7 protein-coding genes and 1 riboswitch are annotated in these 11690 nt (G+C 72.0%); of the genes, 2 read left to right on the top strand and 5 right to left on the bottom strand.

Annotated elements, in window-relative coordinates:
• Window positions 1-206: 206 nt before the first annotated feature.
• A complete protein-coding gene (locus AB0L89_RS14585) occupies window positions 207-1403 on the bottom strand; it encodes an NlpC/P60 family protein (protein ID WP_365139766.1) in 1197 nt (398 codons plus the stop codon).
• 6 nt (window positions 1404-1409) lie between these two features.
• Window positions 1410-1566, bottom strand: a riboswitch (cyclic di-AMP (ydaO/yuaA leader).
• Between the two features lie 310 nt (window positions 1567-1876).
• Here AB0L89_RS14585 and AB0L89_RS14580 point away from each other — a divergent pair.
• The gene (locus AB0L89_RS14580) at window positions 1877-4474 is read left to right on the top strand and encodes an ATP-dependent DNA helicase (RefSeq protein ID WP_365139762.1); all 2598 of its coding nucleotides are present in this window, start codon (window positions 1877-1879) and stop codon (window positions 4472-4474) included.
• A gap of 60 nt (window positions 4475-4534) precedes the next feature.
• Here AB0L89_RS14580 and AB0L89_RS14575 read toward each other — a convergent pair whose 3' ends face one another.
• Both AB0L89_RS14575 and AB0L89_RS14570 read right to left on the bottom strand, forming a co-directional pair.
• Entirely contained in the window at window positions 4535-6091 is a 1557-nt protein-coding gene (locus tag AB0L89_RS14575; RefSeq protein WP_365139759.1) for a M23 family metallopeptidase, read from the bottom strand.
• Between the two features lie 195 nt (window positions 6092-6286).
• A complete protein-coding gene (locus tag AB0L89_RS14570; RefSeq protein WP_365139756.1) occupies window positions 6287-7324 on the bottom strand; it encodes an alpha/beta fold hydrolase in 1038 nt (345 codons plus the stop codon).
• A 456-nt stretch (window positions 7325-7780) separates the two neighbouring features.
• Here AB0L89_RS14570 and AB0L89_RS14565 point away from each other — a divergent pair, with 456 nt between their 5' ends.
• A complete protein-coding gene (locus AB0L89_RS14565; RefSeq protein ID WP_055702123.1) occupies window positions 7781-8191 on the top strand; it encodes a cobalamin B12-binding domain-containing protein in 411 nt (136 codons plus the stop codon).
• 408 nt (window positions 8192-8599) lie between these two features.
• On the opposite strand, the gene AB0L89_RS14560 is transcribed toward AB0L89_RS14565, so the two are convergent.
• Window positions 8600-10216, bottom strand: a complete 1617-nt coding sequence (locus AB0L89_RS14560; RefSeq protein WP_365139752.1) for a DUF5691 domain-containing protein — start codon at window positions 10214-10216, stop codon at window positions 8600-8602.
• 23 nt (window positions 10217-10239) lie between these two features.
• Window positions 10240-11589: an SWIM zinc finger family protein gene (locus tag AB0L89_RS14555; RefSeq protein ID WP_365139749.1), complete on the bottom strand. Its 1350-nt coding sequence runs from the start codon at window positions 11587-11589 to the stop codon at window positions 10240-10242.
• Window positions 11590-11690 lie beyond the last annotated feature (101 nt).

The following is an 11690-nucleotide window of genomic DNA, read 5'->3' as shown; positions in this document are numbered from 1 at the left end:
CCTGTCACCCTCCCCTTACACCCCACGCGCGGCGTTGCGCACATGTTATTCCCCAATCTCCGCCGCGGTGGCCCGCATCCTCCCGGGGATGCGGGCCACGCGCGCGTAGAGGGTGCTTTTCGTCGCGTCCCAAGGTTGTCGCGGCACCCGGTCGTCGCGTCCTCCGGAGCCGAGCGCGGTCTCCGGAAGACGCGTGCCGTCCGGCGTTACGCGGGGCGCACCACGCTGTGGATCGGCATGTAGTAGATCGACTCGACGCGGACGTTCGCGCCCGGCTTCGGCGCGTGGATCATCTTGCCGTTGCCGATGTAGATCCCCACGTGGCTGATGTCGTCGTAGAAGAACACCAGGTCGCCCGGCTTGGCGTCGGCGGTCTTCACGGTCGTGCCGACCTTCACCTGGTCCCACGTGGTGCGCGGCAGGGAGATGCCCGCGGCCTTCCACGCGTCCTGGGTCAGCCCCGAGCAGTCGTAGGAGTCGGGGCCCGTGGCCCCCCAGACGTACGGCTTGCCGATCTGGGCCTCCGCGAAGTCGATGACCTTCGCGGCCTTGGTGGCGTAACTGCCGTCCGTGGTCCCGGAGCCCGAACCCGAACCGGTGCCCGAGCCCGAGTCCTGGCCGCCCTCCTGCCCCTGCCCCTGCCCCTGATCCTTCTCCTTCTGCGCGGCCTCTTCCGCCTTGCGCTTGCGCTCCGCCTCGGCGGCCTGCTTGCGGGCCAGTTCCTCGGCCTTGCGCTTGGCCTCCTGCTCCTTCTTGCGCTCGATCGCCGCCAGCCGCGCCTTCTCCTCGGCGGTCAGCTTCGAGAGGAGCCCGCGCGCCTCGCCCAGCTTCTTCTGGACGGCCTGCTTGCTCGTCCTGAGGTCGTCCCGCGATTCACTCAGCGTCTTGAGGCTCTTCGCGGCCTTCGCGCGCTGCTTGGTCGCCGACGCCTGCTGCGTCTGGTAGTCGTCGACGGCCTTCTTCTGGCGCGTGGTCAGCCGGTCGGCCAGGTGGTTCTGGTCGAAGTAGCCCTGCGGGTCGTTGGCCAGCATCATCGTGGCCGTCTCGGAGACGGCCCCGGTGCGGTACTGCGCGGCGGCGAACGAGCCGAGCTCCTGGCGGGCCTCGTTCAGCTCGTCGGTGCGCTTGGCCACGTCGTCGAGCAGATGGTCGACCTTCTTGCGCTGCTTGTCGGTGCGCTCCTTGGCCGAGTTGTACTTCTGGGTGGCCACGCCGGCCTGGTGGTACAGGTCGTCGACCTTCTTCTGGACCTCTTCGAGGCTGGGCTTCGACGGCGCGGAGGGGGCTGCCTGCGCGCTCTGCGACAGGAGGGCGACGGAGGTGAGGGCGGCCGTCGTGATGCCGAGGGCGGGGGCCGTGCGCATTCCGGCCGTACGGGTCCGCGGCTTGCGGTGCGACGCCAAGGAGGCGACTCCTTCCGTAGACCGCCTACCGGGTTAGCTGTCGGGTTCGGGCGGGTGGTCCGGAAGGTTGCCCTACGGTCCCGTACTTCGTACGGGACCGATTCACCCCAAGGTCATGGTGGGTCCCCGGCTCCGAACGTGTCGGACTCGGCGGAGGCCACCCGGTCCCGGCGGGGTTCGCCGGTGGGGGACGAGCGGCCCGCCGGGCACGCTAGCCAACTTGTGCGGCCGCTGTGAAGGTTGATGTTCGATATGCCCGATACATTTTCGTGACTTCACGAGGGTCTTGACGCGGATGGAGTACGGCAGCGACGCGGACATGACACGCCGTAGCGGAGCGTGACCGTCCGTGGGCGGCACGTGGGCGGCACGTGGGCGGGACCCTCCTAGACGGAGGCGGGACCCTCCCCGTCGGAGGAGGTGGCCGGAACCCGGGGCGGGTTGTCAGTGGGGCCGCCTAGACTCGGGAGGCGATGAGCAGCCTCTTTGATGACAGCTTCCTGGCGGACCTGCAGCCCTCCCGGGCCGCGGACGAAGAGCCCCCGCCGCCGCCCGAGGACAGCGCTCCGGAGCCCATTCCGGACGACTTGTTCGACGGGAAGTTCGACGCGCCCATGACCAGGGACACGCACTACCGCGACGGCGCCCCGCGCCCGGTCATCGACCCGGCGACGCTCCTCGACGGGCTGAACGAGAACCAGCGCGCGGCCGTCGTGCACGCGGGTTCCCCGCTGCTCATCGTCGCGGGCGCCGGGTCCGGCAAGACCCGCGTGCTCACCCAGCGCATCGCGCACCTCCTCGCCGAGCGCGGCGTGCACCCCGGCCAGATCCTCGCGATCACCTTCACGAACAAGGCCGCGGGCGAGATGAAGGAGCGCGTCGAGCAGCTCGTGGGCCCCCGGGCGAACGCGATGTGGGTGTCGACGTTCCACAGCGCCTGCGTCCGCATCCTGCGCCGCGAGTACAAGAAGCTGGGCTTCACGTCCTCCTTCTCGATCTACGACGCCGCGGACTCCAAGCGCCTGATGGCCCTGGTCTGCCGCGACCTGGACCTCGATCCGAAGAAGTTCCCGCCGAAGTCCTTCAGCGCCAAGATCTCCAACCTGAAGAACGAGCTGATCGACGAGGAGGACTTCGCCGCCCAGGCCGCCGACGGCTTCGAGAAGACCCTCGCCCAGGCCTACGCGATGTACCAGTCCCGCCTCCGCGAGGCGAACGCGCTGGACTTCGACGACCTGATCATGACGACGGTCCACCTCCTGCGCGCCTTCCCGGACGTCGCCGAGCACTACCGCCGCCGCTTCCGGCACGTCATGGTCGACGAGTACCAGGACACCAACCACGCCCAGTACGCCCTGGTGCGCGAGCTGGTCGGCCCCTCCGGAGGCGAGGGCGACGATCCGGCCGAGCTGTGCGTGGTGGGTGACGCGGACCAGTCGATCTACGCCTTCCGCGGCGCCACCATCCGCAACATCCTCCAGTTCGAGGAGGACTACACGGACGCGACGACGATCCTCCTGGAGCAGAACTACCGCTCCACGCAGACGATCCTGACCGCCGCGAACGCGGTCATCGAGCGGAACGAGAGCCGCCGCCCCAAGAACCTCTGGACCAACCAGGGCGCGGGCGCGCGCATCACCGGCTACGTCGCCGACACCGAGCACGACGAGGCGCAGTTCGTCGCCGACGAGATCGACCGCCTCACGGACGCGGGCGACGCCAAGGCCGGCGACGTGGCGATCTTCTACCGGACGAACGCGCAGTCCCGTGTCTTCGAAGAGATCTTCATCCGCGTCGGCCTGCCCTACAAGGTCGTCGGCGGCGTCCGCTTCTACGAGCGCAAGGAGGTCCGCGACGTCCTCGCGTACCTGCGCGTGCTCGCCAACCCCGAGGACGCGGTCCCGCTGCGGCGCATCCTCAACGTCCCCAAGAGGGGCATCGGCGACCGCGCGGAGGCGATGATCGACGCGCTCTCGCAGCGCGAGAAGATCTCCTTCCCGCAGGCGCTGCGCCGCGTCGACGAGGCGTACGGAATGGCGGCCCGCTCGGTCAACGCGGTGAAGCGGTTCAACACGCTCATGGAGGAGCTGCGGACCATCGTCGAGTCCGGCGCGGGCCCGGCCGTCGTCCTGGAGGCCGTGCTCGAACGGACCGGGTACCTCGCCGAGCTGCAGGCCTCGACCGACCCGCAGGACGAGACCCGCATCGAGAACCTCCAGGAACTCGCCGCCGTGGCCCTGGAGTTCGAGCAGGAGAACGGCCGGGCCGAGGGGGCGGAGGCGACTCAGGGCGCCGAGACCACCGAAGGCGCGGAGGGCGCCGAGGCCGCGGTGGGTGCGGTGGCCCAGGAGGGTGCCGGGACCGAGGGAGGCGAAGGCGCCCCGGTTGCGGAAGGCGCCGCTCCGGTCGGTTCGCTCTCCGACTTCCTGGAGCGCGTCGCCCTGGTCGCCGACTCCGACCAGATTCCGGATGAGGAGGAGGACGGCTCCGGAGTCATCACCCTCATGACGCTGCACACCGCCAAGGGCCTTGAGTTCCCCGTGGTGTTCCTGACCGGCATGGAGGACGGTGTCTTCCCGCACATGCGTTCTCTGGGGCAGGTCAAGGAGTTGGAGGAGGAGCGTCGCCTTGCGTACGTCGGCATCACACGCGCGCGTGAACGGCTCTATTTGACGCGGTCCTCGATGCGCAGCGCCTGGGGCCAGCCCTCGTACAACCCGCCGTCGCGCTTCCTCGAAGAGATTCCGGATGCGCACCTGGACTGGAAGCGGACGGGTGCCGTCGCCGCCCCGCCGCCGTCCCGTTCCTCGGGGCCTGCCGGGGGCATCGCCTCGTCGCTGTCCTCCTCGCGCTCCCGCTCCGGCGGCGCCCAGGGCTTCGCCACGCGCCGCGCCTCGGAGAAGCCGGTGGTCTCGCTCGCGGTCGGCGACCGGGTCACGCACGACCAGTTCGGCCTCGGCACGGTGGTCGGGGTGAAGGGCACGGGGGCGAACGCCGAGGCGACGGTGGACTTCGGAGACCCCAAGCCGAAGCGCCTGCTGCTGCGGTACGCGCCGGTGGAGAAGCTGTAGCCCGGCGGGGCCTCGGGCCGCCACCTCGGTGGGGTCCCGGGGTCCCCCAAGGGGGCGGTCCTACGTCGGGTCGAGGCCGTGGCTGCGCAGCCACGGCAGCGGGTCGATCGCCGAGCCGCCGGCGGGACGCACCTCGAAGTGCAGATGCGGGCCCGTGGAGTTGCCGGAGTTCCCGGAGAAGGCGATGACGTCGCCCGCCTTCACGGGGCCGCTGGAGATCTTGTGCGTGGAGAGGTGGCAGTACCACGTCTCCGTGCCGTCCTTCGCGGTCACGATCGCCATGTTGCCGTAGGCGCTGTTCCACTTCGTGGAGACGGTGCCGTCGGTCGCGGCCATGACCTCGGTGCCGTACGACACCGGGAAGTCGATGCCCGAGTGCGCGGACATCCAGTTGATGCCCGCCTGGCCGTAGCGCGCGCTCAGGCCGTGCTGCTTCACCGGCAGGGCGAACTTGGGACGCAGCCGCTCCTTGCGCGCCGCCTCCGCGGCCGCCTTCTTCTCGGCGGCTACCTTCTCGGCCCTGAGGTCGATGCGCTCCTGCGTGCGGCTCGCGCGGTCCGCGAAGTCGCCCGCGTCGGCGGAGAGGTTCGCCAGCTGGGTGTCCAGCTTGTTGTTGGCGGCGGAGGGCTTCACGGCCGTGGCGTCCGGGGCCGATGCCGCCGTCGTGTCCTTGGCGTCGTCCCCGCCGAAGCCGCCGACGGAGGCGGCCGCGACCCCGGCGACACCCATCACGCACGCCGAGGGCACGGCGACCGTGAGGAGGGCGGAGCGCTTGGCGGGGGAGCGGCGGCGGGTCCGGGAGCGGCCGCCGCCCGTGGGGCCGTCGCTCTTGCCGCGGGAGGAGCGGGGGGAGTGCGGGGCGGCGTCGGGGGAATCGACGGCCGTCACGTCGAACTCGGCGGTGTCGTACGCGGACGTGCCGCTTGTGCCGTACGCCGAGTCGGCCGAGATCTCGTACTGATCGGTGAGCTCGTAGTGGTGGGCGTCGCCCGCGGGCTCCGTGGCCTCGTACGACTGGGGTGCCCCGTGCGTGTCGTGCACCTCGTGCGGCTCGGGCATCTCGCGCGCCGCATGTGCCGCGTGTGCCGCGTGCGCATCGTGCGTGTCGCCGGCGGAGTTCCACGCCGTCGCGTCATACGCGCCCGTGTCGAAGGTCTGGGTCTCCCACTGGCCGGTCTGCGGCGCCTGGTTCCAGGCGGCGGCGTCCCACTGGCCCGTGGAGTCGGGGCCCGGCTGCGTGGGGATGTCGGCGAGCTGCTGATGGCCGCCGGTCGACCACGCGGCGGTCGTGTCATAGCTGCCGGTGTCGTACAGGGCGGCGTGGTGCTGCGCGGCGTACGCGTCGTAGTTGAGCGTCTGCTGGGTGCCGGTGGTGGTCGCCCACTGGCCCGTGTCGTACTGGCCGCCGTTCATGTCGCCGAAGAGCGGGTCGGCGGCGAAGGTGCCGGTGTCGAAACCGGTCGTCGCGTAGCTGCCGGTGGACCCGTCGGCGTAGCTGTCATAGCCGTAGCCGCCGTGCTGGGTGCTGTGCTGGTCGTACGTCGCGTAGTGCGCGTAGTCGGCGCCGGGTGCCGAGGGCGAGGGAGTCGAGCTCCCCGACGGGTGACGGTCGTTCACCAACTTCTCTTTCGCCTCGGCAGCAGGGGCAGAGCAGTCCGGCGACTGTACCCGGCGGTATACGGGCGCGACAATCTTCGGCAGGTTTCATGGTCTCAGGAAACGGGCATTCGGCCGCCTTTCGGCGGTCTGCGGGCACAGCTTTGGCCTTGCGTTCGAGAATTGTTCGATAGTTAATCGGTTGCGGACACGGTCTCAGGCGACCGTGACGCCGTTCGGTGTGCCCTTCGCGTCGGCTCCCGGGTTCGCGAGATCGAGTGCCTGGCGTATGCCGTTCGCGACCGCCGGGTGCACCGGGAGTGCGAGATGGCCGATGCCGGTCACGCGGACGTTCTGCGCGACCAGGTCGGGGTGGTCGACGCACGCCGTCTCCAGTGGCGCCATGATCTGGTCCAGATCGCTCCAGAAACTCACGAACTGGGTGCGGCAGCCCGGCGCCGGTTCCTTCAGTTCCTCGATCACGTCGGAGCCCGGGCGCATCTGCCGCACGATCGGGTGCGCGTCCGCGAGCGGCACGACACGGGTGCCCGAGTGTGGCGTGCCGAGGGTGACCAGGGTGCGGATGCGTACGTCGCCGCCGAGCCGCTGCGCGTAATAGCGGGCGATCAGACCGCCGAGGCTGTGCCCGACGACGTCGACGCGGGTGTGGCCCGTGCGCTCGCAGAGCTCTTCCACGTGGCGGCCGAGCAGCTCGGCGGCGGCGCGGACGTCGCAGGTCAGCGGCGAGTAGTTGAGGGACTCCACGCGGCGTCCGCCGTCCTGGGACAGGGCGCGGCGCAGCAGGACGAAGACCGAGCGGTTGTCGATGAAGCCGTGCAGGAGCAGGACCGGGGGCCTGCGGTCCGCCGGGAGGCGGGGCGCGTCGGGGGGTGGCTGGACCGGGGCCGGCCTGCGCTCCTGGGTGATGCCCGAGGGGTAGAGGAGCAGGTGCCCGGCGAGGATCGCCAGTTCCAGGGCGGTCGCCTTCAGGAGGGCCAGGGAGAGGCGGCCCGCCAGTCCGGCCGACAGGAGTGAGACGAAGGGGCGAAAGGGGTGCGTGGCTGCGCGCGTCGCCGCGCGCGCTTCTTGGCTCCCTGCGTCCGCACTCCCTACGTGGGCCGCTGGGCGGCTCCCCTTGTGGGGGCCTGCGCGGGTTCCTTTGCGGGGCCCTTTATGGGCCCCCTTGTCGGACCCCCGGTGGGCGCCGGAGTGGCTTCCCTTGTGGCCCCCTGAGTGGACCCCTGTGACAGGCATCGTCGACCTCCCGACCGGCGCACGGGAGGGCAGCTCTGTCCCCCGTGTGCCCTATGGGGGAGTCGAGGGCGAGGAGTCGGCGGTGCGACGGGGGTCGGTCCGGGTCCGTCGGACGGTGCTCCTTGCCGCCTGCGTGACCAGGCGGTGCCCCGTGCCCCCGTTGCTTCGCCGATGCACCGGACCACCACGCCGTGCGGCTGCCGGCGTGGTGGTCCGGCGATCTCGTCGCGGCTCCCCTCGCGCCTGGTCCGGATGCGGAGCGTGAGCCCTTGGGCAACGGATGGGCGCGCAGCGAACGTGTCCCAACGTGTGATTTCCCCCTCCCTCTCCACCGCGAAACTGCCGCTTGCGCGATGCTGTAGATAACGTTCGTTCACTTCCCCGGCCGGTGCGGTGCGGGGTATCTGTACCGGGACAGCGTGGTGTCGGTACGGATATCGGTACATGGAGGCAGTGATGGGTGTGGCAGCCGGGCCGATCCGCGTGGTGGTCGCCAAGCCGGGGCTCGACGGGCACGATCGCGGGGCCAAGGTGATCGCGCGGGCGCTGCGTGACGCCGGTATGGAGGTCATCTACACCGGGCTGCACCAGACGCCCGAGCAGGTGGTGGACACCGCGATCCAGGAGGACGCCGACGCGATCGGTCTGTCCATCCTCTCCGGGGCCCACAACACGTTGTTCGCGCGGGTGTTGGAGCTCCTGAAGGAGCGGGACGCGGAGGACATCAAGGTGTTCGGCGGCGGCATCATTCCGGAGGCGGACATCGCGCCGCTGAAGGAGAAGGGCGTCGCGGAGATCTTCACGCCCGGGGCCACGACCGCGTCGATCGTGGAGTGGGTTCGGGGGAACGTGCGGCAGGCGGTCTGATTCTTTCTGGCGGGGGCGCCTTGGGCGGGCGTCTGCGCCTGTTGTCCGTCTCGGGGGCGGGGCCGCGGGGGTATGTGCGTACTCGCCATCCCTGCGCCCCGCCCCAAGTCCAAAGACGCCAGCGCTGGCTCAGTGCTCCGTTCGCACATACCCCCACGTCCCCTCGGGAGCGCGTGCGCCCGTCGGCCGGTGGGGGCGGGCCGCTCCGTCCCCGCGGTGGGCGGCAACCGGCCGTCGACGGTCCCCGCTGTGGGCAGGCGTTCCGCAAGGCGGAACGGGTGGGCACAGCCCCCGGTGCCGGGCAGTGGTGAAGGTGGCCCCAGCCCCGGCGCAGGCGGGGAAGAACCCCGGTGCCGGGGAGCGAGAAGTGTGGCTCCAGCTCCCGCGCAGCCGGGGTGCGGGGGAAGGTTAGGGAGGCGGGGGGAGTTCCATGCGGATCGCGGAGCGGAGCCGCAGCGTCGTGACGAGGCGTTGGAACGCCTCCGACCAGTAACCGCCCGCCCCGGGCGACGCATTCTCCGGCTCGTCCGGTATCGCCGTCAGCGCGTCCAGACGGACCGCCTCCGCAGGATCGAGGCAGCGCTCCGCGAGACCCATCACCCCGCTGAAGCTCCAGGGGTAATTGCCCGCGTCCCGCGCGATGTTCAGGGAGTCCACCACCGCCCGCCCCAACGGCTCCGCCCACGGCACCGCGCACACCCCGAGCAGCTGGAACGCCTCCGACAGACCGTGCGCGGCGATGAAGCCGGCCACCCACTCCGCCCGCTCGGCGGCCGGCAGCGTGGCGAGCAGCTTGGCGCGCTCGGCGAGGGAGACGGCGCCCGGACCCGCCGCGTCGGGCGACGCGGGGGTGCCGAGCAGCGCCCTGGACCAGTCCGCGTCCCGCTGCCGTACCGCCGCACGGCACCACGCGGCGTGCAGCTCGTCGCGCCAGTCGTCGGCCACGGGGAGCGCCACGATCTCCGTCGGGGTGCGATTGCCGAGCCTGGGCTGCCAGGTGGCGAGTGGGGCCGCCTCGACCAACTGGCCCAGCCACCAGGAGCGTTCACCGCGACCGGCGGGCGGTTTCGGGGTGACGCCGTCCCGCTCCATGCCCGCGTCGCACTCGTGCGGCGCCTCGACGGTGAGCGTGGGCGCGCTCGACGTGTGGTCGACGGCCACGCAGGACGCCGCGCGGGCCGACATCCGGCCCGCCAGGGCCGAGCGCGGCAGTGCGGAGAGCAGTTCCGCCGCCGTGGCGCGGACGTTGCGGCTGCGGTCGGTGAGGGCCTGTTCCAGGAACGGCTCGTCCGCGGCGGACAGGCCGGTGCGCAGCGAGTCGAGGAACATCAGGCGGTCCTCCGCCCGCTCCGTCGGCCAGGTGGAGAGCAGGAGGGTCCTGGCGGCAGCCGGGGCGTGCGCGCGGAGTGTGCTCAGGAGGGCCACGCGCTCCGCGAAGAGTCCCTCCTCCCAGAGCTGTTGGACCTGCGTCGTGTCGTCCGTGGCGGGCAGCGGGATCCCGCCTCCCGGTGTGGCGCGGAGTGCGAACTTCCAGTCCGGGTTCAGGCGGGCCAGCCACAGCGCTCTCGGGCCCGCGAAGGCGAGGGCCTGGGGGCGCAGGTCCGTGCGGCCGCGCGCCGCGTTCAGGAGCGCGGGCAGCAGTTCCGGCGGCGGGCCGTACCCGCGCGCGTTGGCCAGGGCCAGCCACTGGGGCAGCAGCTCCATCAGGTCCGGCGCCGCGCCCCGACGGCCGCCGCTGCCGCCGGAGCCGGGCTGGTCGGTGAGGAGCGTCGCGAGCCTGCGCCGCGCGGCGGGCGGCACCGGCGGTCTGGGGTCGTCCGCCGCGGGCTCGGGCGGCGCGGCGGCCGGTGCCGGGCGCAGGCCCGCCCTGCGCCGCACCGTCTGCAGCGCGGCCGCGTCCAGGAGGGCGACGGGCGCCTCCTTGTCCGGCGCGTGGAGCGCGGGCGGCAGCGCGCGGCGGTCGGTGCCGAGCAGGGCCGCCGTGACCAGGTCGTCCCATGAGGGACGGGCGTGCGGTGTGGGCATCTGCCTCTCCTCGCGTACGTTCGTCAGCACAGCGGCACCGTCTCTCCCGCGCCCTTCGGCCAGGCCGCCAGGGGGGTGAAGCCCCGGTGGCCGCACTCGCCGAACACCGTCAACGGTGCGCCCGCGGACAGCGCCATCAGCCGCCACAGGCCCGGTCGGGACGCGGCGGACGGGGGGATGGGGAGCGCCAAGCCGGTGGTCGGATCCGCCAGTTGCCAGGAGCCGGTCTCCTGGGTCGGTATCACGTCGGCGAGCGTCATCGGCCAGGAATCCAGCCAGGGGTCGGCGCGCAGCGCCTCGCCGTACCGGGCGGTGGCCACGTCCGGTCCCACGCCCGGCGGCCGCAGCGCGGTGGGCGCCGGGGCCGTGAACTGCTCGCCCAGCTCGGCGCGCAGCTGTCCCGCGCCCGGGTATCCGGTCAGCTCCGCGTCGAGCGCGAGGCCCACCGGCAGGGCGAGCGCGGGGGCGCGGCCCGCCGCCCCGTACGACAGGAGCAGCGCGGTGCGCCCGGTGTCCGTGCCGTACAGCCAGACGCGGCGCGTGGTGAGTCTGCTGTCCGCCGTGTCGTACTGCGCGAGGACCAGCCAGCGGTCCCTGACCGGTGGGCCCTGCGGCTGTGCGGACAGGCCGACGCGGGAACGGACCGTGGCGGCGAGGTCGTCCGGCAGCGTGTCGCGGTGGAGCCATCCCTGGTCGAGGAGGTGGAGCAGCGCGCACTCCTCCAGGAGCCGCACCGGCCAGCCGGGCCCGGACGAAGGTATCGCCCCCAACTCCCTGACGCGCACGGCAAGTCCCGGCGCCTGCGCGTCGACCATGCGGGCCGCCGTCTCCTCCCACAGGCCGTACCCCGCCTGCTCGGCCGCCGCCGTGCCGCCGCGGAGCAGGTCGGACAGGCGCTGCTCCAGCTCCGTCGCCCCCGCCGTGATCCGCTCGGCCCGCTTCTCCGCCCTCCTGCGCGCGGCCTCCGGATCGGCCGGGGCGGGGGGCGCGTCCCCCGAACTCCTCTTGTCCTCCGCTCTTTTACGGCGCGACGTCAGCCACTCCTCGGCCCAGGCCGGTGGCTCGCCGTCCGGCACGGTGCCGTCCGCGGCGGCCCAGACCAGCAGCAGCCCCAGCGCGTGTTTGCACGGGAACTTGCGGCTCGGACAACTGCACTTGTACGCCGGACCCGCGGAGTCCGCGATGTCGACGACCGTCTGATACGGCTTGCTGCCACTGCCCTTGCACAGCCCCCACACCGTCCCCTCGCCGGATCCGCCCGCCTCCGACCACGGGCCGGCGACGCCGAGTTTGCTTCCCGCCTTGCGTGACGGGGCGTCAGGAGCCAGTGCGAGCACCTGATCCGCCGTCCAGCGCACCCCCTGCTGAGTCATGTCTCGAAGGTAGGCGCCGCCACTGACAATCGACCTTGAGCACGCCATCTGTGCAGGTCAGGGCGGCAGTCGGGGCGATTGTCAGTGGCGTGGTGCACGGT

Source organism: Streptomyces sp. NPDC052114 (genome assembly GCF_040680155.1).
Taxonomy (GTDB): Bacteria; Actinomycetota; Actinomycetes; order Streptomycetales; family Streptomycetaceae; genus Streptomyces.
The sequence above is the reverse complement of the archived record's forward strand: the minus strand, read 5'-3'. Positions and strand labels throughout refer to the sequence as shown.

What these genes read in the sequence shown, in the direction of transcription:
- AB0L89_RS14570 (WP_365139756.1), bottom strand. Translation starts at nt 7,324, where the DNA reads ATGCCTGTCACAGGGGTCCACTCAGGGGGCCACAAGGGAAGCCACTCC.
- AB0L89_RS14580 (WP_365139762.1), top strand. Translation starts at nt 1,877, where the DNA reads ATGAGCAGCCTCTTTGATGACAGCTTCCTGGCGGACCTGCAGCCCTCC.
- AB0L89_RS14560 (WP_365139752.1), bottom strand. Translation starts at nt 10,216, where the DNA reads ATGCCCACACCGCACGCCCGTCCCTCATGGGACGACCTGGTCACGGCG.
- AB0L89_RS14555 (WP_365139749.1), bottom strand. Translation starts at nt 11,589, where the DNA reads ATGACTCAGCAGGGGGTGCGCTGGACGGCGGATCAGGTGCTCGCACTG.
- AB0L89_RS14565 (WP_055702123.1), top strand. Translation starts at nt 7,781, where the DNA reads ATGGGTGTGGCAGCCGGGCCGATCCGCGTGGTGGTCGCCAAGCCGGGG.